At 62.1% G+C, this 23,895-nt stretch carries 23 protein-coding genes and 1 pseudogene; 16 read left to right on the top strand and 8 right to left on the bottom strand.

The window, feature by feature from the left end; genetic code table 11:
- Positions 1 to 10: 10 nt before the first annotated feature.
- From ACSBQS_RS15545 to ACSBQS_RS15530, 4 genes are all read right to left on the bottom strand, one after another.
- Positions 11 to 1,732: an ABC transporter permease gene (locus ACSBQS_RS15545; protein WP_033641724.1), complete on the bottom strand. Its 1,722-nt coding sequence runs from the start codon at positions 1,730 to 1,732 to the stop codon at positions 11 to 13.
- 482 nt (positions 1,733 to 2,214) lie between these two features.
- The gene (locus tag ACSBQS_RS15540) at positions 2,215 to 2,904 is read right to left on the bottom strand and encodes a trehalose-6-phosphate synthase (protein ID WP_197666619.1); all 690 of its coding nucleotides are present in this window, start codon (positions 2,902 to 2,904) and stop codon (positions 2,215 to 2,217) included.
- Positions 2,905 to 2,917: 13 nt separating this feature from the next.
- Positions 2,918 to 3,328, bottom strand: coding sequence for a GNAT family N-acetyltransferase (locus ACSBQS_RS15535; protein ID WP_033651400.1), 411 nt, complete (start codon positions 3,326 to 3,328; stop codon positions 2,918 to 2,920).
- Between the two features lie 32 nt (positions 3,329 to 3,360).
- Positions 3,361 to 4,731 carry a glutamine synthetase family protein gene (locus ACSBQS_RS15530; RefSeq protein WP_122016555.1) on the bottom strand — a complete coding sequence of 457 codons (1,371 nt, stop codon included), beginning with the start codon at positions 4,729 to 4,731 and terminating at the stop codon, positions 3,361 to 3,363.
- 236 nt (positions 4,732 to 4,967) lie between these two features.
- Between ACSBQS_RS15530 and ACSBQS_RS15525 the strand changes: the two genes are divergently transcribed.
- Positions 4,968 to 5,267 (top strand): hypothetical protein, encoded by a 300-nt coding sequence (locus tag ACSBQS_RS15525; protein ID WP_033651399.1) that lies wholly within the window; start codon positions 4,968 to 4,970, stop codon positions 5,265 to 5,267.
- A gap of 15 nt (positions 5,268 to 5,282) precedes the next feature.
- Here ACSBQS_RS15525 and ACSBQS_RS15520 read toward each other — a convergent pair whose 3' ends face one another.
- Both ACSBQS_RS15520 and ACSBQS_RS15515 read right to left on the bottom strand, forming a co-directional pair.
- The gene (locus ACSBQS_RS15520) at positions 5,283 to 5,684 is read right to left on the bottom strand and encodes a putative T6SS immunity periplasmic lipoprotein (protein WP_033651398.1); all 402 of its coding nucleotides are present in this window, start codon (positions 5,682 to 5,684) and stop codon (positions 5,283 to 5,285) included.
- Between the two features lie 151 nt (positions 5,685 to 5,835).
- Positions 5,836 to 6,753: a LysR family transcriptional regulator gene (locus tag ACSBQS_RS15515; RefSeq protein ID WP_047572821.1), complete on the bottom strand. Its 918-nt coding sequence runs from the start codon at positions 6,751 to 6,753 to the stop codon at positions 5,836 to 5,838.
- A 167-nt stretch (positions 6,754 to 6,920) separates the two neighbouring features.
- Between ACSBQS_RS15515 and ACSBQS_RS15510 the strand changes: the two genes are divergently transcribed.
- From ACSBQS_RS15510 to ACSBQS_RS15480, 7 genes are all read left to right on the top strand, one after another.
- Positions 6,921 to 7,619 (top strand): CoA transferase subunit A, encoded by a 699-nt coding sequence (locus tag ACSBQS_RS15510; protein ID WP_004933280.1) that lies wholly within the window; start codon positions 6,921 to 6,923, stop codon positions 7,617 to 7,619.
- A gap of 11 nt (positions 7,620 to 7,630) precedes the next feature.
- Complete coding sequence (locus ACSBQS_RS15505; protein WP_046688166.1) at positions 7,631 to 8,284, top strand: CoA transferase subunit B; 654 nt, start codon at positions 7,631 to 7,633, stop codon at positions 8,282 to 8,284.
- Between the two features lie 14 nt (positions 8,285 to 8,298).
- Positions 8,299 to 9,483, top strand: a complete 1,185-nt coding sequence (locus ACSBQS_RS15500) for an acetyl-CoA C-acetyltransferase (RefSeq protein ID WP_197666618.1) — start codon at positions 8,299 to 8,301, stop codon at positions 9,481 to 9,483.
- An 18-nt stretch (positions 9,484 to 9,501) separates the two neighbouring features.
- Positions 9,502 to 10,425 (top strand): 3-hydroxyacyl-CoA dehydrogenase family protein, encoded by a 924-nt coding sequence (locus tag ACSBQS_RS15495; protein WP_342163765.1) that lies wholly within the window; start codon positions 9,502 to 9,504, stop codon positions 10,423 to 10,425.
- 42 nt (positions 10,426 to 10,467) lie between these two features.
- Entirely contained in the window at positions 10,468 to 11,862 is a 1,395-nt protein-coding gene (locus ACSBQS_RS15490; protein ID WP_434991233.1) for a GntP family permease, read from the top strand.
- A gap of 12 nt (positions 11,863 to 11,874) precedes the next feature.
- Positions 11,875 to 12,645 (top strand): 3-hydroxybutyrate dehydrogenase, encoded by a 771-nt coding sequence (locus ACSBQS_RS15485; protein ID WP_047025151.1) that lies wholly within the window; start codon positions 11,875 to 11,877, stop codon positions 12,643 to 12,645.
- A gap of 369 nt (positions 12,646 to 13,014) precedes the next feature.
- Positions 13,015 to 14,151 (top strand): porin, encoded by a 1,137-nt coding sequence (locus ACSBQS_RS15480; protein WP_046688171.1) that lies wholly within the window; start codon positions 13,015 to 13,017, stop codon positions 14,149 to 14,151.
- A 36-nt stretch (positions 14,152 to 14,187) separates the two neighbouring features.
- On the opposite strand, the gene ACSBQS_RS15475 is transcribed toward ACSBQS_RS15480, so the two are convergent.
- Positions 14,188 to 15,009, bottom strand: a complete 822-nt coding sequence (locus ACSBQS_RS15475; RefSeq protein ID WP_046688172.1) for an AraC family transcriptional regulator — start codon at positions 15,007 to 15,009, stop codon at positions 14,188 to 14,190.
- Positions 15,010 to 15,129: 120 nt separating this feature from the next.
- Here ACSBQS_RS15475 and ACSBQS_RS15470 point away from each other — a divergent pair, with 120 nt between their 5' ends.
- The 3 genes and pseudogenes from ACSBQS_RS15470 to ACSBQS_RS15460 all read left to right on the top strand — a co-directional run.
- Positions 15,130 to 15,507 (top strand): hypothetical protein, encoded by a 378-nt coding sequence (locus ACSBQS_RS15470; protein ID WP_103101794.1) that lies wholly within the window; start codon positions 15,130 to 15,132, stop codon positions 15,505 to 15,507.
- A gap of 10 nt (positions 15,508 to 15,517) precedes the next feature.
- On the top strand, positions 15,518 to 16,393 hold the full coding sequence (locus tag ACSBQS_RS15465) for a helix-turn-helix domain-containing protein (protein ID WP_033641740.1): 876 nt from the start codon (positions 15,518 to 15,520) through the stop codon (positions 16,391 to 16,393).
- Positions 16,394 to 16,626: 233 nt separating this feature from the next.
- Positions 16,627 to 17,544: pseudogene (locus ACSBQS_RS15460) on the top strand (L,D-transpeptidase family protein); the annotation flags it as partial.
- A gap of 175 nt (positions 17,545 to 17,719) precedes the next feature.
- Here the strand turns inward: ACSBQS_RS15460 and ACSBQS_RS15455 are convergent.
- Positions 17,720 to 18,022, bottom strand: a complete 303-nt coding sequence (locus ACSBQS_RS15455) for a DUF5862 family protein (RefSeq protein WP_033651388.1) — start codon at positions 18,020 to 18,022, stop codon at positions 17,720 to 17,722.
- A gap of 492 nt (positions 18,023 to 18,514) precedes the next feature.
- On the opposite strand from ACSBQS_RS15455, the gene ACSBQS_RS15450 reads away from it, so the two are divergent.
- Genes ACSBQS_RS15450 through ACSBQS_RS15430 form a run of 5 tightly spaced genes read left to right on the top strand, consistent with a single transcriptional unit; the run spans position 18,515 to position 23,893 of the window.
- Positions 18,515 to 18,922 (top strand): ExbD/TolR family protein, encoded by a 408-nt coding sequence (locus ACSBQS_RS15450; protein ID WP_021504179.1) that lies wholly within the window; start codon positions 18,515 to 18,517, stop codon positions 18,920 to 18,922.
- Between the two features lies 1 nt (position 18,923).
- Entirely contained in the window at positions 18,924 to 19,670 is a 747-nt protein-coding gene (locus ACSBQS_RS15445) for an energy transducer TonB (protein WP_197666615.1), read from the top strand.
- A 39-nt stretch (positions 19,671 to 19,709) separates the two neighbouring features.
- Positions 19,710 to 21,953, top strand: coding sequence for a TonB-dependent receptor family protein (locus ACSBQS_RS15440; protein ID WP_033651386.1), 2,244 nt, complete (start codon positions 19,710 to 19,712; stop codon positions 21,951 to 21,953).
- 46 nt (positions 21,954 to 21,999) lie between these two features.
- Positions 22,000 to 22,650 carry a MotA/TolQ/ExbB proton channel family protein gene (locus tag ACSBQS_RS15435; protein WP_047025155.1) on the top strand — a complete coding sequence of 217 codons (651 nt, stop codon included), beginning with the start codon at positions 22,000 to 22,002 and terminating at the stop codon, positions 22,648 to 22,650.
- Positions 22,643 to 23,893, top strand: a complete 1,251-nt coding sequence (locus tag ACSBQS_RS15430) for a phospholipase D-like domain-containing protein (RefSeq protein ID WP_197666614.1) — start codon at positions 22,643 to 22,645, stop codon at positions 23,891 to 23,893. Before ACSBQS_RS15435 ends, ACSBQS_RS15430 begins: the two co-directional genes overlap by 8 nt.
- Positions 23,894 to 23,895: the final 2 nt, after the last annotated feature.

Genomic DNA, 23,895 nt, shown 5'->3' with positions numbered 1-23,895 from the left:
TCCCCCTTGATCAGTCATATTTGAATTTGGTTTCCGCGATGCGATACAGCGGTTGCCAGACGAAGATGATGCACAGCGCCACCAGCGCGCACATCGCGGCGCAGCCCAGTGCGGACTCCGGGTTCTTGCCGGCGTCGGTGACGACGGAAATGAACGCGCCCAGCCCGGTGGCGCTGAGGGTGGTGCTGCCCCACTGGATCACTTCGGCGGCGATGGCGCTGTTCCAGGCGCCGCCGGCGGCGGAGATGATGCCGGTCACGATGTAGGGGAAGATCGCCGGCAGCATGTAGTAGCGCCACCAGCGGAAACGGCGCAGCCCGAAGGTTTCGCTGACCTCGGTGATCTGCGTCGGAATGGCGGAAACGCCGGCGATCACGTTGAACAACACGTACCACTGGGTGCCCAGCATGATCATCGGAATGGCCCACCAGCCGAGATCCTGATGATAAATGGCGATGAAGGCGGCGATCAGCGGGTAGAAAATGTTGGGCGGAATGGCCGCCAGGATCTGGATGATCGGCTGGAAGATCTTCACCAGGCGCGGATTCAGGCCGATCCACACCCCCAGCGGCGTGAAGATCGCCACGCTGAGCAGCATGGCCGCGGCCACGCGCGCGGTGGTGAGCAGCATCCACTCCGGCAGCATGGCGAAGTACTGTTTGGGGAAGTATTCCCACAGCCGGTAACCGAACCAGACGCAGGCCAGCACCACGCCGAGATACCACAGGCTGCGCCACAGCCAATTGCCTTTGGCGGCGAGGCGAAACAGGCGGTGCAGGCCGAGGGCGTACCACAGCCGCGGCAGCTTGAACAGCCACAGATCAGCCAGCGCGCGCAGCGTGCGGCCGAGCGCCGCGCCGACGTGCGAAAAGGCCAGACTGTTGTAGAACCACGGATTGCCGAGCGCCCGATTGGCGGTAACGTCTTCGTATTTGAAGCGGGCGGTGTAACGCACCAGCGGGCGGAAAACCAGCTGATCGAGCAGCACGATGTTGGCGGCCAGCGCGACGATCGCATACAGGATCGCCGGCACGTTCTGCTGCGCCAGCGCTTCGGCGATATAGGAGCCGACGCCGGGCAGTTCGACCGAGCGATCGCCGACCGGAATGGCTTCGGAGGCCACCAGGGCGAACCAGGCGGCGGATTGCGACACCATGGCGTTCCACAGCAGGCCCGGCACCGAATAGATGAATTCCAGCCGCCAGAAGCGTTGCCACGGGTTGTAATTGAAGCTGCGGGCGGCTTCGTCCAGCTCCTTGGGCACGATGCGCAGCGTCTGATACAGCGTCAGCATCATGTTCCAGGCCTGGCCGGTAAACACCGCGAAGATGGCGGTGCACTCCAGCCCCATCACGCTGTGTGGGTAGAGGTTGAGAAAGTACACGGTCGTGAAGGTCAGGAACCCCACCAGCGGCACCGACTCCATAAAGTTGACGAAGGGCAAGATCACCCGGCGCAGCGGCGCATAGCGCGCGGCCAGCACGGCGAACACCACAGAAAACAGCAGCGACCAGGCCATGCCGAGGAGAAAACGCATGCTGGTTCTGAGCGAATAATAAAGCAGGTTCCAGGCATCGAGACTAATGGCAGAGACGTTTTGTTCATTGAAGTCGCCGTGCATGTCGCCCCACGCGCGAATAAAAAAGGCAATGAAGAAAACGCCGATGGCGATAACGATAAAGTCATTTAAATAAGACTTTCTGAAAACAGATGTACCCCGGTTATTTTGCATAACGCAATACCTTATTTTTCCCATAAGAAATCCGTCGGCGCTCGGGTAATAGGCCCGGCGACATCAGATAAATACCGCCACAGCGGTTGAGACAAACGTTATTTTCGCAGCGAGGCGATGGGCGGGCAGGCAGAGCGGGAAAGGCCGTCAGAAGGGGAGCGGTTGCCGCATTCCGTATCTTTCAGAATGCAACGTGGATGGCATTACTGAAAGGTGCCCAATAGCATTAGCGTAAAACTAAAACTTTCATCGCCCATAGGGCCCTCCTCGGTTTAAATATGGCACGGAGAGGGTAATGTGTTTTGCTAATAAAAAGCAATTGGCGGCGCGCGGTTTTTACGGTTGATATGTAACAGGATGAATATTCATTTTTTAATCGCTATATTCAGAAAATAAAATAACCTATTTTGATGGCGGTAAATGCGGTGAAAATAAATCGCGGCGAAATAAAACGGCGCGCCTGAATACCGCGCGCCGTAACATTAATAAACCTGCCTGCCGTTGATGCCGGCGGGGAAAATGCCGGTGGCGAAGAGATGCCCGTTGGCCTGGATCTGGTCGTCGGGCAGCATCTCCAGCGGAAACTCGGCCGCCAGGCAGTTGAGAAAGGCGTTGCGATCGTCGGTGGTGGTAAAGCCGATCAGATCGTAGAACAGCAGCGAAGCGATCAGCTGGCGATATTCCGGGATGCGCCGCAGCAGCGCCGCCGACGGGAACGGCAGATGGAAAAAGAACGCGCAGTCGTTCAGCAGCCCCTGTTCCTTCAGCGCCTGGGCGCAGGGCAGCAGTTGGTAATCGTCGATGCAGACGATGTCGCCCGGGCACAGGTGTTCGCAGGCGATATCGGCGAAACGGCGATTCAGCTGCCGGTAGGCGCGGTAGTTTTCCGGCGTGAAGTGCGCCTTCTCCGGCTGGTTGTGGAACACCGGCCACAGGCCGTCGTGGTAGTAGCCCTGATAGTGGCGGCGGAACTCTTCGATCGACAGCGGGAAGGTCACCTGATCGTAACCGGCGTCTTGACGGCAGTGGATCGGGCGCTGCGCGAAATTCTGTACGTCGCCGTTCCAGCCGAGCCACAGCCCCGGTTCGGCGTCGGCCGCCAGCGTCCGGCCGGCGCAGGCCAGATCCTTGCCGTCGCACTGCTTGTTGGAAATCAGCACCAAACGAGACATGGGGGTCTCCTTATCAGTGAAGGGCGCGCGGGGCGTGCGCCGCGCAGTCGGCGCGCCAGGGCGCTTGCAGCGCGGGCAGCGTGACGCGCAGGCCGCGCAACGCGGGATGCGCCAGGCAGCAGCGCGCCAGCCAGCTTCCCAGCCCGACGCCGCGGTATTCGGCGCTGACGAACAGTTCGCTCACCGAGGCGAAGGTGGCGTAATCGGTCACCATGCGGGCGAAGCCGAGCTGGTGGCGTTTGCGATACAGGCCAAAGCACAGGCCGTGGCGCGCCAGGCGCTCCGCCGCCGCCCGATCCTGCAGGCTGAGAAAACGCTGGATCGCGTCGATATCCAACAACTGCCGGTCGGTGCTGATATGAAAAACGCCTTTGCGCCAGCAGAGCAGCGGCTGTGCGGGCGCCCGTTGCGGTTGCATATTCATGATTATCCTTAAGTTAACGAATCAGTGGGCGGTTACAGCATCCAGCCGAGTTCGGCGGCGGTGACCTGTTCCTCGAAGCGGCGCAGTTCGGCGCTTTTGCAGGTGAGCCACAGGGTGCAGAACGCCGGGCCGAGCAGTTCGCGCAGCGGATCGCTGTGGCGGAACAGCGCCAGCGCCTCCTGCTGGCCGAGCGGCAAGGGCGCGGCGTTGTCGCTCTCGCAGCCGTTGGCGGCGGGCGGCAGCGGCAGCGGGTGTTCCAGCCCGTGCAGCAGGCCGCCGAGCATTACCGCCAGCGCCAGATAGGGGTTGGCGTCGGCGCCGGCCAGGCGGTATTCGATGCGCTGGTTGGCGCTGTCGGCGCAGGGCAGGCGCAGCGCCACCGTGCGATTGTTGTGGCCCCAGGAGGCGCGCAGCGGCACGTGCATGCCGGGGCGGAAGCGGCGAAAGGCGTTGATGTTGGGCGCCAGGATCGCCATCGACGCCGGCATCAGCGCCAGCATGCCCGCCATCGCCTGCTGCATGTTGTCGCTCAGTTCGCCCGGCGCGCCGGTCAGCAGGTTCTCGCCGTGCTCGTTCTGCAGGCTGATGTGAAAATGCAGCCCGCTGCCGGCGGCATGGGCGCAGGGCTTGGCCATAAAGCAGGCGTGCTGGTGATGTTGCTCGGCAATCTGCCGCGTCAGGCGCTTCAGCGCCATGATCTGGTCGCAGGCTTCCAGCACGCGCCGGCTGTGATGCAGGTTCAGCTCGTACTGGCCGGAAGCGGCTTCGGCCACCACGCCGGTCAGCGGCAGGCTTTGCAGCCGCGCGTGCCGTTCGATGTCGCTCAGCAGCGCATGGTGGCGCTCGGGCGCATCCACCGCGAAGCTCTGCGTCGGGCAGGCTTCCGCCTCGGCGGGGCGCTGCGGATCCTGCAGGTAGAACTCCAGTTCGGCCGCCACCACCGGGAAGCAGTTGCGTTCGTGCAGGCGCTTCAGCACCCGTTGCAGCACCACACGCGGCTCCAGCTCGCAGGCGTCGCCGTCGGCGTTTTGCATCGTCAGCAGCAGCTGGGCGTGGCGTTCGGGATCGCGCGCGCAGGGGCGCAGCGTGCCGGGCACCGGCAGGCACAGCCGATCCGGCTCGCCCGCCCGTTGCCCCAGCCCGCTTTCTTCAATCACCCGGCCGTGCAGATCCAGGGCGTAGATCGACAGCGGGAAGTAGCAGCCTTTTTCCAGGCCAAAGGCTTCGGCGATCGGCAGGCGCTTGCCGCGCAGCTGGCCGTTCAGATCGTGCAGATAAATATCCAGCTGTTCGGTATCCGGATAGCGCTGCAGGTAGTGTTCCAGCTCTTTGCGGAAGGTGCGCGTCGGCGATGCGGGCAGCTCTGCCAGCAGAGGATTGAACCCGATAATATTAGAATGCATGGCGCGCTCCAGAACGAAGACCGGTCACGGCCAGAGGCAGGGATAAACGCATGAGACAACTCTCTTGTGAGGCCATAGCGGCGATGTGGAAAGGGTATCTGCGGCGGCAAAAACTGTCTGTAAAAACGCCGTAACGTTAACGGGGCGCGGAATAAAAATGCCGTAAAGAGCGCGGCGGGTTGGCCGGGGCGGCACGGTCTATACTGGCGAGACGGGCCGTAGAAGGAGAGATAACGATGAAGAGAATAGGGTTGCTTATCGCCGCGCTGGCCGCGTTCCACGCCACCGCGTCTTCCCCACAGGCGTGGGCCGAGAGCGAACGGGCGATGCGCGCCGCCTGCCTGAAAGCCAGCGGGCTAAAAAACGCCAGGGTGGAAGGGGAGATTATTCACTACGGTGATGACGTCGGCTATTCGGCGCTGTTTATCGGTGGGCGCTACCCGCAGCCGTTTATGAAAAACCAGCCGGGCAGGGAGCTGTGCTTATATCAGCGCGCCACGCAGAAGGCGGCGGTGCAGGCGGTGGAGGGGGAATAAATAATCCCAGTCTCCTTACTGTAGCTGTATTTCTCCCTTGGGATTAATTATTAAGTTGAATTCTTTCATGTATTTACGCCTTTCCGTGTCGTTATTCATCGAGACGCCGAGCAAGACCGAGTATTCTCCCGCAGCCCAGTTTACCTGCGGATAAGTGGCGCATTGTCCCGGTTTCAGGTCGGGCAACGGAGTGACTTCTGGTGAGGCCCAGACGATATGCCATTGCTGTTGTTCCTGTCGTGAGACGATCACCCCCCGGTTTTGCAGGCTGTCACCGCTGCGAACGCTGTTGATAGGCACGGCAAAGCAAGGTTGGTTGTCTTTGAGCGAGACATCCAACGGATGGTACCAGGGCTGAGTGGATTGGCAGCCGTTCAGTAGCAGTGCGCACAGTAAAGAGAGATAAAGTTTTGTCATAGCAAGGTGTTCCGGTTCTTTGGATTGTTCAGGAAAGCTCGCAATACCCATTCATAACGTTTTAATGCCGCTGTAGTTGGTGGCTACGTGGAAGCGATGGGCGGCACGCTGCGCCTGGACATTGAACTGCCGGGCGGCAAGCACGTCGGGTTTACGGTTTAAGCGCAGGCTGCCCGCCACTCCCCGCCATCTCCCGTTCGATTACCGTCGCCAGCGCCTGCGCGGCGGAAGAGAGTTGGTGCTGCGCCAGGCGGATCAGGCCCACGCGCCGTTCGATAATCGGGCCGATCAGCGGCACGCAGACCGCCCCCAGCTCATCCATCTGTTGCTCGCACAGCGCCGGCACCGCGCTGGCGCCGAGGCCGTTGGCCACCATGCGCCCGACCGTCACCAGCTGGTGGCTCTCAAACGCCACCTCCAGCGTTCGCCCGCTGCGGGCCAGTTCCTGCTCCAGCAGCAGCCGCACCGCCGATGGCCGCTGCAGGGTGATGAAATCCAGCGTCAGCAGCTCCTTCCAGCTCACCTGCGCCTTGCGCGCCAGCGCCGAATCCTTCGGCACCACCGCCAGAAAGCGATCGCGGCACAGCGGGGTGAAGTGCAGGGTGTCGCTCGGCTCCGGCTCGAAGGCGATGCCCATCTCTACCCGGCCTTCGCGGATCATTTCAAACACCTGTTCGTTGATGACGTCGTGCACCGCCACGTTGATGCCGGCATAGCGATCGCGAAACGCCTTAAGGATCGGCGGCAGCGGGTTGCCGGCGAACGACGGCATGGCGGCGATCGCCACCTTGCCCATCTGCAGGGTGAAGCGCTGACGCATCGCCTCTTCCGCGTTGTCCCAATCCGCCAGCAGCTGGCGCGCCATCGGGAAGAAGGTTTCTCCTTCCGGCGTCAGCGTCACCCGGCGGGTGGTGCGCAGCAGCAGCGGCCCGCCCAGCGCGTCTTCCAGCCCACGGATCGCCAGGCTGAGCGCCGGCTGAGAAATATTCAGCCGCTCGCTGGCCTGGGCGAAATTCAGAGTGTGAGCTACCGCTAAAAACGCGCGTAACTGTTTGATGCTCATTTTCATTTTGGTTGGTATTAACTCTTTGTTAATTGTCGGTTAACGAGTGATTAATAAAAATTCTAAATGAATGCGGCATAAAAACAAAATTAACAAATCATTTTTGTGACCTGAAGATGCCCTCACGCAAGCCAGGGCATTTCGCCCTGCGCCGAACATGCAGGGGCAACGATATGGCAGGGCTCGACAAACGCGTCGGCAGCTACCAGGAAGCGCTGGCAGGCCTGACGGACAACATGACGGTGCTGGCGGGCGGCTTTGGCCTGTGCGGCATCCCGGAGAATCTGATCGAAGAGATCCGCCGGCGCGGCGTGCGCGGGTTGACGGTGGTTTCCAACAACTGCGGCGTCGACGGGTTCGGCCTCGGGCGGCTGCTGGAAACCCATCAGATCCGCAAGGTGGTGGGATCTTACGTCGGTGAAAACGCGCTGTTCGAACAGCAGGCGCTCAGCGGCGAGCTGGAGGTGGATCTCACGCCGCAGGGCACGCTGGCGGAGAAGATCCGCGCCGGCGGCGCCGGCATCCCGGCATTCTTCACCGCCACCGGTTACGGCACGCCGATCGCCGAAGGCAAAGAGGTGCGCGAGTTCAACGGCCGCCCCTACATCATGGAAACCGCCATCACCGGCGATTTCGCCATCGTGAAAGGCTGGAAGGCCGATCACTTCGGCAACGTCATCTACCGCCACACCGCGCAGAACTTCAATCCGCTGATGGCGACCGCCGGGCGCATCACGGTGGTGGAAGTGGAAGAGATCGTCGCGCCGGGCGAGCTGGATCCGGCGGCGATCCACACCCCCGGCATCTATGTCGATCGGCTGATCCAGGGCACCTTCGAAAAGCGTATCGAACAACGCACCCTGCGGGCATAAGGAGAATTCGCATGCTTACCCGTGAACAAATGGCGCAGCGCGTGGCGCAAGAGCTGAGGGACGGTTACTACGTCAATCTGGGCATCGGCATCCCGACGTTGGTGGCCAACTACGTGCCGGCGGGCATGGACGTGATGCTGCAGTCGGAAAACGGCCTGCTGGGGATGGGCGAGTTCCCGACCGAGCAACAGCTGGACGCCGACATGATCAACGCCGGCAAGCAGACGGTCACCGCGCGCCTCGGCGCGTCGATCTTCGATTCGGCGCAGTCGTTCGCCATGATCCGCGGCGGCCATGTCGATCTGACCGTGCTGGGGGCGTTTGAAGTGGACGTCGAGGGCAACATCGCCTCGTGGATGATCCCCGGCAAGATGGTCAAGGGCATGGGCGGCGCGATGGATCTGGTGGCGGGGGCGGAGAACATCATCGTGGTGATGACCCACGCAGCGAAGGGCGGCGAGTCCAAGCTGCTGCCGCGCTGCACGCTGCCGCTGACCGGCGCCAACTGCATCCGCAAGGTATTGACCGATCTGGCCTATCTGGAAATTGAAGACGGCGCTTTCGTGCTGCGCGAACGCGCGCCGGGCGTCAGCGTGGCGGAGATTGTCGCCAAAACCGCCGGCCGGCTGATCGTGCCGGAGCATGTGCCGGAAATGCGTTTCTGAAACGGGAGGTGAATGTGCAACAACGTGAAGTGGTGATCGTGGCGGCGACGCGCACGCCGGTCGGCAGTTTTCATGGCGCGCTGGCGCCGCTGACGGCGGTGGAACTGGGCACGGCGGCGGTGCAGGGGCTGCTGGCGCAAAGCGGCGTGGCGCCGCAGCAGATCGATGAAGTGATCCTCGGCCAGGTGCTGACCGCCGGCTGCGGGCAGAATCCGGCGCGCCAGACCACGCTGAACGCCGGGCTGCCGTTTACGACGCCGGCGCTGACCATCAACAAGGTGTGCGGCTCCGGTTTGAAGGCGGTGCATCTGGCGGTGCAGGCGATCCGCAGCGGTGACGCCGACGCGGTGATCGCCGGCGGCCAGGAGAGCATGAGCCGGTCGCCTTACCTGATGGCCGGCGCGCGCGCCGGTCTGCGCCTCGGTCACGCGCAGATGGTGGACAGCGTGATCCACGATGGCCTGTGGGACGCGTTCAACGACTACCACATGGGCATCACCGCCGAGAACCTGGCGGAGAAATACGCCATCAGCAGAGAAGAACAAGACAGGTTCGCGCTGCGCTCGCAGCAGAAGGCGCAGGCGGCGCAGCAGGCCGGGCGTTTCGCGCAGGAGATCACGCCGGTGACGGTGCCGCAGCCGAAGGGCGAAGCGCTGCGGGTAGAGCGCGACGAACAGCCGCGCGACACCAGCCTGGAGGCGCTGGCGCGGCTGCGCCCGGCGTTTCGCAAAGAGGGCACGGTGACCGCCGGCAACGCCTCGTCGCTCAACGACGGCGCCGCCGTGGTGCTGCTGATGAGCGCGGAAAAAGCCGCCGCGCTGCGTTTGCCGGTGCTGGCGCGCATCGCCGGTTACGCCTCGTCGGGCGTCGATCCGGCGATCATGGGCATCGGCCCGGCGCCGGCCGCGCGCCGCTGCCTGGAAAAAGCCGGTTGGCGGCTGGAGGAGGTCGATCTGATCGAAGCCAACGAAGCCTTCGCCGCGCAGGCGCTGGCGGTGGGCAAAGAACTGGGCTGGGAGGCGGAGCGGGTGAACGTCAACGGCGGAGCAATCGCGCTGGGGCATCCGATCGGCGCGTCCGGCTGCCGCATTTTGGTGTCGCTGCTGTACGAAATGCAGCGCCGCGAGGTGAACAAGGGGCTGGCGATGCTGTGCATCGGCGGCGGGCAGGGCGTGGCGCTGGCGGTAGAGCGCCCGTAAACAACCGAGGAGGGCACGATGCAGTCATCTGACTATGCGGTACTGGGCGCCGGGTTGATGGGGGTGGGCATCGCCACCCACTTTATTCGCCACGGCCATGAGGTGCTGCTGTATGAACCGGATCCGCAGCGCCGGGCGGAAGCGCCGGCAGTGGCGAGCGGTATTCTGGCCGAGCTGAGCGACGTCGGGCAGTTTGATCGCGGCGAACGCGAAGCGGCGCTGGCGCGGCTGCGCGTGACCGGCGATCTGAACGCGGTAGCGCGCGCCCGGCTGCTTATCGAGGCGATCCCGGAACGGCTCGAGCTGAAGCACGCGCTGTATGAGCAGTTGGAAGGGCTGATCGCTGACGACGCGGTGATTGCCAGCAACACCAGCGGCTTGCCGCCGGACGAGCTGGCGGCGCGCATGACCCATCCGCAGCGGCTGCTGATCGCCCACTTTTGGCACCCGCCGCACCTGATCCCGCTGGTGGAGATCGTGCCCGGCAGCGCCACCGAGCCGCGCCATCTGGCGGCGGTGCAGGCGCTGCTCGGCGAGATGGCGCTGGAGGCGGTGCTGCTGGAACGCGCCGCGCCGGGGTTTGTCGGCAACCGGCTGCAGTTTGCGGTGCTGCGTGAGGCGCTGCACATCGTCCACAGCGGCATCGCCAGCGCCGAGGTGGTGGATCAGGTGATGCGCGCCTCGCTGGGGCGGCGCTACGCCATGGTCGGCCCGCTGGAGGCCGCCGACATGACCGGGCTCCCGACGGTGGCGGACATCGCCCGCCACCTGTTCCCGGAACTGGCGACCGGCGACGAGATGATGGCGCTGGTGGAACAGCGGCTGCAGCGCGGCGATACCGGCCAGCGCAGCGGCCGGGGATTTTATCTTTGGGATGAAGCGCGCAGGGAACGCATCCAACGGCGACGGGCGCATCAGCTGCGCTTTGCGCTGAAACCGTAATTTCGCACGCCGTACCTGACAATAACAACGATAGCGAGGTGCCTGATGAGCGTTTTGATTGCCCTGGCAGCACTGGGATTACTGATGCTGGCCGCCTACCGCGGCTACAGCGTGATTTTGTTCGCCACGATCGCCGCGCTGGGCGCGGTGCTGTTGACCGACCCCGGCGCGGTGGCGCCGACCTTCACCGGGCTGTTTATGGAGAAGATGGTTGGCTTCGTGAAGCTCTACTTCCCGGTGTTCCTGCTGGGGGCGGTGTTCGGCAAGCTGATCGAGCTGTCCGGCTTCTCCCGTTCGATCGTCGCGGCGGCGATCCGCATTCTCGGCCGACGCCACGCCATTCCGGTGATCGTGCTGGTGTGCGCGCTGTTGACCTACGGCGGGGTGTCGCTGTTCGTGGTGGCGTTCGCGGTTTATCCGTTCGCCGCCGAGCTGTTCCGCCAGAGCGGCATCCCCAAGCGGCTGATCCCGGCCACCGTGGCGCTCGGCGCCTTTTCCTTCACCATGGACGCCTTGCCCGGCACGCCGCAGATCCAAAACATCATCCCGACCAGCTTCTTCGGCACCAACGCCTGGGCCGCGCCTTGGCTGGGGCTGATCGGCTCGCTGTTCATCATCGCGGTCGGTTTGCTGTATCTTGAACGCCAGCGGCGCAAGGCGCAGCTGAAGGGGGAGGGGTACGGCACCGATCTGCTGAACGAGCCGGAAACCCCGGACGACATCAACCTGCCGAACCCGCTGATCGCCATCCTGCCGCTGATTTTGGTCGGGGTATTCAACCTTGGCTTCACCCATTGGATCCCGCAGTGGTACGGCGCCAGCCACGAGCTGACGCTGCCGGGGCTGGCCAAGCCCATCACCACCGATGTGGCGAAGATCACCGCCATTTGGGCGGTGGAAGCGGCGCTGGTGTCGGGTATTCTGCTGGTGGTGGCGTTCGGCTTTCGCAATATTCGCGGCCGCTTGGCGGAAGGCAGCAAGACGGCGGTCGGCGGCGCAATTCTGGCGGCGATGAACACCGCCTCCGAATACGGCTTCGGCGCGGTGATCGCCGCCCTGCCGGGCTTTTTGGTGCTGTCGCAGGCGCTGTCGGCGATCCCCAATCCGCTGCTGAACGAAGCGATCAGCGTCACCCTGCTGGCCGGCATCACCGGGTCGGCCTCCGGCGGCATGAGCATCGCGCTGGCGGCGATGGCCGATAACTTCGTGGCCGCCGCCCATGCGGCACACATTCCGCTGGAGGTGCTGCACCGGGTGGCCTCGATGGCCAGCGGCGGCATGGACACCTTGCCGCACAACGGCGCGGTGATCACCCTGCTGGCGATCACCGGCCTTAGCCACCGGCAGGCCTATGGCGGCATTTTCGCCATCACCCTGATCAAGAGCGCCGCGGTGCTGTTCGTGATCGGCGTGTTCTACCTGACCGGCATTGTTTAAAGGAGCGATACCATGAGTGTACAAGGTAAAACCGCGCTGGTGACCGGCTCGACCAGCGGCATCGGCCTCGGGATAGCGTCCGTGCTGGCCGCCGCCGGCGTGCGCGTGATCCTCAACGGCTTTGGCGATGTGGAAGCGGCGAAAGCGCAGGTTGCCCGGCTGGGCGCCGCGCCGGGGTATCACGGCGCCGATCTCGGCGATGCGGCCCAGATAGCGGACATGATGCACTATGCCGAGCGTGAGTTCGGCGGCGTGGATATTCTGGTGAACAACGCCGGCATTCAGCACGTGGCGCCGCTGGATCAGTTCCCGGTGGAGAAATGGAACGCGATCCTCGCCATCAACCTGTCGGCGGTGTTCCACACCTGCCGATTGGCGCTGCCGGGCATGCGCGAGCGCAACTGGGGGCGCATCATCAACGTGGCGTCGGTGCATGGGCTGGTGGCGTCGAAAGACAAGTCGGCCTATGTGGCGGCCAAGCACGGCGTGGTGGGGCTGACCAAGACGCTGGCGCTGGAAACCGCCCGCACGCCCGTGACCTGCAACGCCATCTGCCCCGGCTGGGTGCTGACGCCGCTGGTGCAACAGCAGATCGACAAGCGCATTGCCGCCGGCATCGATCCGCAGCGGGCGCGCGATGAGCTGCTGGCGGAGAAGCAGCCGTCGCAAGCGTTCGTCACGCCGGAGCAACTCGGCGAGCTGGCGCTGTTCCTGTGCAGCGATGCGGCGGCGCAGGTGCGCGGCGCCGCCTGGAACATGGACGGCGGCTGGTTGGCGCAGTAGTGAATTCTCTCTCGGAGCGCGCAACGCGCTCCGTCGTTATTTCCCGCCTTTAATTAATTCCCTCGCGTGACGGTTTACCTGCGGCAATAATATTTATTTGTTATTTGCTATCTTTATTCCCAGATAATCACGCCGGGTTATTTTGGGTAAAAAATGCGGATTGGTTTATTTCGTGCTGCGGTTATTACATTATTTTTCTCCGTGTTACAGGTGAACACGTTTCTGCTGAAAATAAGCCCAACCTGAAATAATGGCAGATTATGACGTGAATTTTTATATCTTGCGTGCGCTGTTGACATCGGGTAATTATTTCCGCGTGGCTTAAGACCACCGTGTTTATAACAATAATTTTTTCGGGCAGGGGTAATAATGAGAAAGAATACAACGCCAATATTCATTGGCGGCGTCTTGCTGTCGGCGTTATCCGCCGGCGCACAGGCCGAGATCACCATTCTGGATAAAAACCCGCAGAGCAATGTGTTGCTGGCGCCGCTCAGTTTAAAGGTGGGCGGCAGCATTCGCCCCGAGTGGATCTTCAATAACGGCCCGGAGCCGGGCTATGACAAAAACGGTCACGACGGCGGCACGCGTTTTCGCTTCAGCGGCGACTATGCGCTGACACAGGACACCTCGATCATCGGCTATTACGAGTGGGGCGTCGATCTGGCGCACGCGCTCAGCTGGGACGGGCACTACAATGAGGACGGCAAACGCGACTATCAGCGCCAGCTGTACGCCGGTTTCAAGGACGATCGTTACGGCACCCTGACCTATGGCCACCAGTACGGCATCTATTATTCCGTGGTCGGCATCAAAAGCGACGTCTGGGATAACGACGGCCACGCGGGCGGCACCGGCATCGGTATTTCCGGCGATTATGACGGCGGCAATAAACCGAAAAACAGCATCAAATACACCAATGATTTCGGGCCGGTAACGCTGTACGCCAACTATTTATTGCCGGAAGACGATCTGCACACCGCGGATAACCTGATTTACCGCCGCAAGGGCGGTGGCGGGCTGGGCTTCGATTATAAGGTGACGAAGGATTTCACCTTCAGCGCCGCCTACAGTTATACCGACGCGAAGATCAAAGATAATCTGTACAACGAAAAGGATTATCACCAGCAGCTGTCCGGCACTGCGTTGACCTGGCAGCCGAACAACTGGTACATCGTCGGCACCGCCAGCTATTACAAAGACTATGTGCCGAGCACCCGCCAGCGCACGCTGTCGCACTTCTTCGCCGGCGACGGCTACGGGCTGGAAGGCTTCGTCGGTTACACCTTCAATATCGACAAGCCGTTCCTCAAATCCGTTCAGCCTTACGTCGCGGCGGACTCGCTGCGGCTGAAAGGAGACGAGGCGTATCACGCCAACCACGTCTACCTCGGCGCGGGCACCACCATCGGCTACGGTCTGTCGGTGTATGTGGAGCGCACGCTGGCCAACAGCAGCGACAACGAGCCGGATTCCACCTGGATAACGGTGTTCTACGATTTCTGATCCGCCTCTTGCCAGGCCGGCGCGGGCGCCGGCCGTTCACATGCTGATCGCACCGCCCGGAGATTGCCCGGCGGCGTTGCGTTCCGCCAGGTAGCGCGCCGGCGGTTTGCCCACCGCCTTTCTGAACATGGTGACGAAGCCGCTGGCGCTCTCGTAACCCAGATCCAGCGCCACCGTCTGTACGCTCTCGCCCTGCGTCAAGCGCTGCAGCGCCAGCATCACATGCAGCTGACGCCGCCAGTGGCCGAAGCTCATGCCCATCTGCTGTTGCAGCGTGCGGCTGAGGGAGCGCTCGCTCATGCCGATGCGCTGCGCCCACTGGCCGAGGGTGGATTTGTCCGCCGGGCAGCTCAGCATGCCTTCGGTCAACTGCCGTATGCGCGCGTCGTCGGATACCGGCAGATGCAGATTCTCGATCGGTGCGGCCACCAGCTGATCCAGCAACACCGCCGTCAGGCGCCCTTCGGCGCCCTGTTCGTCGTAGAGCGGTTCGAAGGTGGTGGCCTGCAGCAGCAGTTCGCGCAGCAGCGGCGAGACCGACAGCGTGCAGCAACTCTGCGGCAAGCCGGCGACGACGTGTTGATCGACGAACAGGCAGTAAGCCTCGGTCGAGCCGGCGCCCTGGGCGTTGTGCAACACGTTGCCCGGCATCCACAGCGCGCACTGCGGCGGCACCAGCCACAGGCCGTTTTCCACTTCGCAGCGGATCATGCCGCGCACGGTATAGATCAGCTGCGCCTTTTGATGACGATGCGGCTCGACTTCCCAGTCCTGCTCGATGGTGGAACTCTGCACGGCGAACAGCGGGCGCGGCACCTGATCGATATCGATATTGCGGCGTGGGATCTGGACTTTCATGAGAATAATTCTCAACTTGGCGGAATTGAAAAGTATTATGTCCTGATTGCGCAATGTGGTCTAGCGCCGGTGCCGATAAAGTAAGCGCCAGTCCTAAACCCTTTCGCGAGGAAACTGATTATGTCACTCGATACCGCCGATTTTCCGCTGGTGTGGATGCGCCGAAACGGGCGCGATACCCAGGCCGAGCTGGCTGAATTCAGCGCGCTGCTGGCGCGCGCCGAGCCTTTCGTCCTGATGACCGATCGCAGCGTCGGCGATGAAGGTGAAGAGCACGATCGCGACGCCCGCACTCAGGTGGCGCTGTGGAAGCGCGATAACCGCGCGGCGCTGAAGCGGTGGGCGAAAGGCATGATCATGCTGGAACCGGACGACGCCAAACGCGCGGCGGCGGAAGCATTCGCCGAATACGGCGCCAAATTCTGGGGCTATCCGGTGCTGGTGGCCGCCGATGAAGCCGCAGGCCGGATGTTGGCGCTGACATTACTGAGCAAATAAGGGGAACACCATGCACCAGCAACAGGTGATTGAGCAGCTGCTGGCCTGGATCGAGCAGAGCCTGGATCAGCCGCTGACGCTGGACGACATCGCCGCCAGGTCCGGCTATTCCAAGTGGCATTTGCAGCGGATGTTCAAGCAGCACACCGGCCATATCCTTGGCACGTACGCCCGCCGCAGAAGGTTGACCGCCGCCGCGCGCGAACTGCGCCTGACCGGCACCAGCGTGGCCTGTATCGCCGATACGTACCAGTTCGATTCGCAGCAGACCTTCACCCGCTGCTTCCGCAAGCAGTTTGGTCTGCCGCCGGCCAGCTATCGTCGCAGCCAGGATTGGTCGAGCTACGGTCTGCAGCCGCCGCTGCGGCTGACCGAAGCGCCGCTGCCGCAGGCCGATATCGTGACGCTGCCCGCCATGCAGCTGGTGGGCAACACGCAACGCCGCAGCTTTACGCTGGGGCAGTTGGCGGCTTCCAAATGCGAGCTGCGTCGCCATGCCTGGCGGCAACTGCTGCGGCCGCAGACGCTGCCCGAAGTGATGTATGGCCTTACCAGCCTGGAGATCGACCGGCAGCGTCGGGGCTGCCCGCGCATGGCGTATACCGCCGCTTTGCCGGACGAAGGGGCGGTGGGGGAACGGGTGACCATCGAACAAGGGGAGTACGCCCGTTTCACCTATCAGGGGCAGGCGGAAGGGTTACAAAACTTTATTGTCCGGCTGTATGACACCGCCATGCCGCAGATGAACGCCATCCGCCGGCCAGGGCAGGATATCGAGCGGTTCTACCCGGCGCAGGAGGGCAGTTGCCCGCTTGGCGGCGCGGCGATCCGCTGTGAATATCTGATCCCCATTCGGCGGGCGGAGGCGCTGGCCGCCGCCAGTTAGGCGGCGGTTCTCGCAGAAAATCGCCTTCGTGGCGCGTCAGGTTACAAAAAATTGCGATATTACATCGGTAATGGTTCACACTTTGATTGATGTGCACATATAATGCGCATCCGGTCAAATCCCCCCTGGTTTTTCAGGCCGCAGCGCCGTTGGCTGCCGGCTGAAATTCAACGGGGCAAAGTGGCCGTAGAAACCAATACCCATAATCGCCAGTGGCCTTGACCAACACGAAGATGAAAATGAGCATTCGCGCGTTATTAACCCTGTTTACGGCACTGGTTGCATTCAGCCAGGCTGCCTTCGCCGTCGTCTACCCGCTGCCGCCAAAAGACAGCCGTTTGGTGGGCGAAAATATCCAAATCACCGTACCGGAAGACAGCAAACTGCCGCTGGAGAGCTTCGCCGCCCAGTATCAGATGGGGCTGAGCAACATGCTGGAGGCCAACCCGGGCGTGGATCCGTTCCTGCCGAAGGCCGGCAGCACCCTGACCATCCCGCAACAGCTGATCCTGCCGGACGCGCCGCGTGAAGGCATCATCATCAACAGCGCCGAAATGCGTCTGTACTACTACCCGAAAGGTTCCAACACCGTCGTGGTGTTGCCGATCGGTATCGGCCAGCTGGGTAAAGACACCCCGCTGAACTGGACCACCACCGTGCAGCGCAAGAAAGACGGCCCAACCTGGACGCCGACCGCCAAAATGCGCGCCGAATACGCGGCTGACGGCGAGATCCTGCCTGCGGTGTTCCCGGCCGGCCCGGATAACCCGATGGGGCTGTATGCGCTGTATGTTGGCCGCCTGTATGCCATTCACGGCACCAACGCCAACTTCGGCATCGGCCTGCGCGTGAGCCACGGCTGCGTGCGTCTGCGCGCCGACGACATCAAGTACCTGTTCCAGAACGTGCCGGTCGGCACCCGCGTGCAGTTCATCAACGAACCGATGAAGGCCACCGTCGAACCGGACGGCTCGCGCTACGTGGAAGTGCACAACCCGCTGTCGGCCAACGAAGAGCAGCTGCAATCCAAGGATCCGGTGCCGCTGACCATTTCCGCGCCGGTCGGCAAAGTGCTGATGGACGCCGGCGTCAACCAGAGCGAAGTGGATGCGGCGATCAAGGCCCGTTCCGGTATGCCGGTGAAAGTGAACTGATCGCCTCGGGCTTCAGTGACAATACCAAGAAGACGCCTGCGGGCGTCTTTTTTTTATGAACCGAAGTGCTGTCAGGATATTTGCGCCGGCGCGTCTCCGGGATTAACGGTTTTTTTATTCCCCGCGCGTCAAAAATAAAATAGCCGCCGCGCCGGCGGCCATTTTATTTCTATTACAGGCTGCCGCCGACCGAGGTCGAGGTGGAGCCGATCGTCTCGCGGAAATGTTTCGCGTAGTCGGCCACTTCCTGCTGCGTATGCGTCAGGCCATAAAGACCCAGCCCCACACCGCCTGCAACGCCGCCGATGAGGGTGCCGACCAATTGGCCGACCGCACCGGCAATAAAGCCGCCTGCGCCTGCGGATTTGCCTGCAATCAGCGCGCCGGTCATGGCGCCGTCCAACAGCCCATCCCAGGCCGCGTTCAGATCGCCACCGCTAACGTACTGTTCTTCATATTGACTAAGTACTTTCATATACAATCCTTATAAATAAAAGGGTGACTTAGTGGGTTTAATTAAATTCTAAAATAACGCCGTAGCGCTATTTCACTTTAAAAATATAACAGCTGATATTTGATTGGCAATATTCTATTCAATGAAGGGTATTATTTGGTTAAATATAGGCGCATTCATTTTTGGCGAGTGTTTTAAAGAGGGGGATTGGGAATGTTCTTGGGAAAAATAGCAGATATCGCTGGAAGGTGAGAGGCAAAGCCGCCGCCGGTTGGCGCAGCTTGTCACTATTTTCACATTTATTGTCTCGTCATCCGCACGGCGTTAGGCCCACATTGCAATTATTCCGATAAAAACTATCGCTAATTAATGGGTTATATAGCCCTTGCCGTCGTTAGCCATTGAAAAAATTCTCGCAAAAAATCCGCACTGTGAAAATAAGATCACACAAGCGTAACAAAAGGTAAACAAACCCCTCCTATATTGGCTGCTTCGCTTTTGTGAGGGAGTGTCATGCGTAACTGGAACGAACCGAAAAAGAACAAAGCGCACATCGAACTGATCCCGATGATCGACGTGATGATGTTTTTATTGGTGTTTTTCGTCTTGATCAGCCTGAACGTCATTCCGGCGCTCGGGTTGAAAACGCAGCTGCCGTCCGCCGGCAGCGCGCAACAGCTGAAACCGCAGAAGAAAGCGATTATCACGCTGGGGGCCGACGAGCAGCTGCAGCTGGATGGCCAGCCGATCGCGCTCGACGCGTTGGTCACGACGCTCAAGCAACAGCAGCAGGCCAACCAGACCACCACCATCATCGTCAACAGCGACAAAGGCGTGGCGGTCGAGCGGCTGGTGGCGGTCATGGATAACCTGCGCCAGGGCGGTTTCTTCTCCGTCTCTATCGCGACACGGAAGCTGTGACATGTATCTGCTCTATCGCTCACGTCATCTTTTCAGCTGGTTGCCGGCGCTGATTGTCGCCGGCTGCCTGCTGTTCGCCAGCCAGCAGGCGGCGCTGAAGATCCAGCCGCGCTACGACGAAACCGCCATCGAACTGGCGCTGGTGGAGCCTGAACCGGCGCCTGAACCTCAACCGCAAATGCCGCCGGACCCCCAGCCCGAACCGCCGCCGCCCGAGCCGGAGCCGATCCCCGAACCGGTGGTGCCGGCGCCGGAACCGATCGTGGAAGCCAAGCCGGTGCCGAAACCGCAACCGAAGCCCAAACCCAAGCCGGTGAAAGAGAAAGCCAAACCGGTGGAAAAGCCTAAACCGACGCCGGCGCCCGCCGCGCCGCGTGCGCTGGTCAGTAAACCGGCGGCGCAACCCGCACCGGCCGCCCCGGCGGCGCCGAAGGTGAATGCGCAGGCGATTGAAAACGGCTATCTGCTGGCCTTGCGCCGCGAACTGGAACAGCGCAAGCGCTACCCGACCGGCCGTCAGGCCTCCCTCGAGCGCCCGCAGGGCAACGTCGAGGTATGGCTGGAGGTCGATCGCAGCGGGCGGGTGGTCTCTTCCGGCATCGCCAACAAAGCCGCCAGCATGCTGCTGAATCGCGCGGCGATGAGCAGCCTGCAAAGTATCAGTTCAGTAAAGCCATTCCCGAGCGACGCGTTCGCCGGGCAAACAACCAAAAGATTTACCGCGACGTTCAATTATCAGGCGCCTTAGCGCAAGGGTTAATCGTTTGATTTTTAAGGGATGCACACCATGAAATCGTTCAATCGTTCTGGGATCTATCTGGCGGTGATGTCGGCGATGCTGCCGGGCGCCGCGCTGGCGGCCGACGGCACCGACGTCGGCACCATCAGCGTCAAGGGGCAGTCGCTCGGCGGCGGCATGATGGTGCAGGACGACAGCGCCAAGGCGCGCTCCACCGTCACCAAAGAGGCGATGGATAAAATGCCGTCGGCGGCCAACGCCATCGACAAGCTGAAGTTCACGCCGGGCCTCAACGTCAACAGCAATGACGCCAGCGGCCTGAGCGGCGTGGACTACACCATGCGCGGCATGAACTCGGATCAGATCGGCCTGTCGATGGACGGCATCCCGATCAACGACTCCGGCAACTACGCGGTATACCCGAACCTGCTGGGCGATGCGGAGAACCTGGAAGAGGTGTTCGTCACCCAGGGCTCTTCCGAAGCGGACGGCCCGCATATCGGCTCCAGCGGCGGCAACATCGGCCTGGTAACGCGCCGCCCGGCGAAAGACTTCGGCGGTTTCGTCAAGCAAACGCTGGGCAGCAACAGCCTGAGCAAAACCTTCGCCCGCCTGGACACCGGCGAGTACAACGGCTTCAGCAACTGGCTCTCCTATTCGCACACCGAGGCGAAGAAGTGGCGCGGCGAGGGGCGGCTGTACTCCGACAAGTTCGAGATGAACTCGCTGTACGAAGACGGCAACGGCAACAGCAGCAATCTGGTGATGAAGTACAACCGCCAGAACAACACCAACTACAACACCCTGAGCAAGGCGCAGTTCCAAAACGACGGCCGCGACACCGACTATGCCACCACGCCGGAGTACAACAGCCGCGGACAGTTGAACAAGTATTACAAGCTCGAGCGCAACCCGTTCGAGAACTTCACGCTGTCGTTCACCCAGAAGCTGCAGCTGCGCGACAACCTGTCGCTGACCCTGCAACCGTATTACTACTGGGGCAACGGCGGCAGCTTCAACGGTCAAACCGCGTCGGTATTGTCCAGCACGTCGGACAGGGCAGGGCAGTACGATCTCAGCAACCTGAAATCCAACACCTACTACCGCCCGTCGTGGACGCAGACCTGGCGGCCGGGCATCACCACCAAGCTGAAGTGGGACATCAACGATCAGCACAGTCTGGATATCGGTTACTGGTATGAGCGCGCGCGCCAGCTGCAGACCCAGCCGTTCATCAGCATCAAGGGCGACGGCAACCCGTCGCAGATTTGGGGGCCGCCGGGCGGTTCCGATCAGGTGAAGGACGCCAACGGCAACACCGTTCAGGGGCGCAACCAGTACACCATCACCCCGGCGCAGAAGGTGTGGCTGCAGGATACCTGGTTCGCCACGCCGGACTGGACTTTCGTCGGCGGCCTGGCCTATCAGTACGTGGAACGTAAAGGGGACAATCGCGGCAGCCTGTACAACGCGCCGGAGAAACGCAAAGCCACCTATCATGAATTCCTGCCGAACTTTAGCGCCAGCTATAAGGTGAATCAGGAAAACCAGGTGTTCTACAACCTGACGCGCAACATGCGCACGCCGCCGAACTATGTGCTGTACAACGTCGGCGATTCGCTCAGCACCAAGCCGGAGCTGAGCTGGAACCACGAGCTGGGCTGGCGCTTCCAACAGGAAGACATGCTGCTGAGCGCCACGCTGTTCTACATGCGCTACAGCGATCGCCAGATCTCCACCACCAACGCGGCCGGCGACTACGAGATGATGAACATCGGCAACGTGGAGAACAAAGGGCTGGAGCTGGAGTGGAGCGGCCAACTGCCGCATAACTTCAATTACTACACGTCCTACACCTATACCCAATCTAAGCAGAAGAGCGACATCGTCAGCAACGGCGGGTTGCCGCTGCCGACCTCCGGCAAAGAGGTGCCGAACGTGCCGAAAAACCTGCTGAACATGACGCTGGGTTATGACGACGGCCTGTACTACGGCAGCGTCAGCGGCAAGTACGTCAGCGCGTTCTATGGCGATCTGACCAACGACGAGAAGATCGGCGGGCGCACGGTGTTCGATCTGGCGGCGGGGGTGCATCTGCCGGTGGACAAGAAAATCGTCAAAAGCGCCGCGCTGCGTTTTGGCATCAGCAACCTGTTTGACAAGGAATACCTGACCTCGGTGCGCACCACCACCTTCAACGCGGCGCCCTACGGCGGCGTGAAGGCCAGCACCCCGTATTACAACGTCGGCGAAGAACGCACCTTCAGCGTCTCGCTGGAAGCCACCTTTTAACTGAATGCCCCGCCGTCTGCCCGGCGGCGGGGAAGAGGAACCCTGTATGGACGCCAATCTGTTGCACGACATTATTTTTTACGTGATGTACGCCGCGCTGGCGATCGCGCTGGTGATCATCATCGAACGCACGCTGTACTTCGCCTACACCCAGCGTCAGGCGCGCCGGCTGGAGCAGGCGCTGACGCCGGACGTGCGCCGCGCCGCCGATCTGCCGGACGTGCTGACCCAGCGTAACAGCCTGCCGATGGCGGTGATCGCGCCGGTGCTGGCGCAGAAACACCGCGCCGGCGACCGTGAGGCGATCGGCGATCTGATCGACGCCCAGTATCTGCTGAGCAAGCCGCCGATGGCGCGCGGCCTGTGGCTGCTGGAAACCGTGGTCACCGCCGCGCCGTTGCTGGGGCTGCTGGGCACGGTGATGGGGATCATCGAAACCTTCAAGGCGCTGGCCGCCTCGGGGGTGTCCGAGCCGAGTCTGGTGTCGGCCGGCATGGGCACCGCGCTGTACGCCACCGGGCTGGGCATCGCCATCGCGCTGCTGTGCCTGGTGGCCAACAATTTTCTGCAGAGCCGCATGGAGCGAATCAACGAACTGCTGAAGGTGCTGCTGATCCGCGCCGGTCAGCCGGCCAGCCGCCCGGAGAGCGGCAGCGGCGAACAATGGGTTGACAGCGGAGCGCCGCGCTATGCCTAATGGCCATCCAGCACGGCGGCCGAGAGGCCGCCTTTATACGGCATTGTGGAGCGGTTGTTTGTTGATGTTGAGCCAGAGCGCTGCGGCGCGTTTTGCTATTCCCGGTTACGAGCTGGTGTACACCGCGCCGGTGGAAACCGCGCTGCAGGCCGACGACCTGCGCAACACCGCCGAGGTATGGCGCGAGATGTTCGACGCGGCGAAAACCCGCATCGATCTGGGGCAGTTCTACGTGGCGAATCAGGACGGTTCGCTGCTGGATGGCGTGCTGCAGCACCTGAAGGCGGCCGGTGAGCGCGGGGTAAAAATCCGCTTTTTGCTGGAAGAGAAGGGCATTCGCCTCTCCACCGCCGAGACGCTGGAACGGCTGAAGGCGATCCCCAATCTGGAGCTGCGCATCATCCCATACCAGAAGCTGAGCGGCGGCATTCTGCATGCCAAGTATCTGCTGGTGGACGGCGAGCAGGCGTTCGTCGGCAGCCAGAACTTCGACTGGCGCGCGCTGGAACACATTCACGAAACCGGGCTGCGCATCAGCGACGCCAGAGTGGTAGGGCAGATCCAGGCGATCTTCGAACAGGACTGGCGGGCGCAGGCGCTGCTGGCGCAGGATAAGCCGGTGCCGACGCTGCCCGATTCGCCGCCGACGGCGCCCCCGCAGGGCAACTATCTGGTGGCCAGCCCGCGCGCCTACAACCCGGCGGGCGTGCTCGATTCGCAGGCCGAGCTGCCGCGCCTGCTGGCCGACGCCAAGCGGCGGGTGCGGGTGCAGGTAATGGATTACGCGCCGCTGTCGTTTGGCCCGGAGCGCAGTCGCCCCTTCTATGCGGTCATCGACAACGCGCTGCGCGGCGCGGCGGCGCGCGGCGTGCAGATCGAGTTGATGGTAGCCAACTGGAACACCAAAAAGCCGGATATCGCCTGGCTGAAGAGCCTGGCGCTGGTGCCGAACGTGCAGATCAAGGTGGTGACCATTCCGCCGGCCAGCAGCGGCTTCATCCCGTTTGCCCGGGTGATCCACAGCAAGCTGATGACCATCGACGATGAGATTGCCTGGGTGGGCACCAGCAACTGGACCGGCGGCTATCTGGACAACTCGCGCAATCTGGAGCTGGTGCTGCACAGCGCGGCGATGAGCGGGCGGTTGGACCAGCTGTACCAACAGCTGTGGGCCAGCGTCTACGCCGAGCCGTTGAAGCTGGATTACGATTACCCGACGCCCAAACCGGGCGGCGAATCCTGATA

The sequence above is a fragment of the Serratia sp. H402Y genome (assembly GCF_051172415.1).
In the GTDB taxonomy this organism is placed as follows: Bacteria; Pseudomonadota; Gammaproteobacteria; order Enterobacterales; family Enterobacteriaceae; genus Serratia; species Serratia ureilytica.
This window is presented reverse-complemented; position numbering and strand designations above follow the sequence as displayed.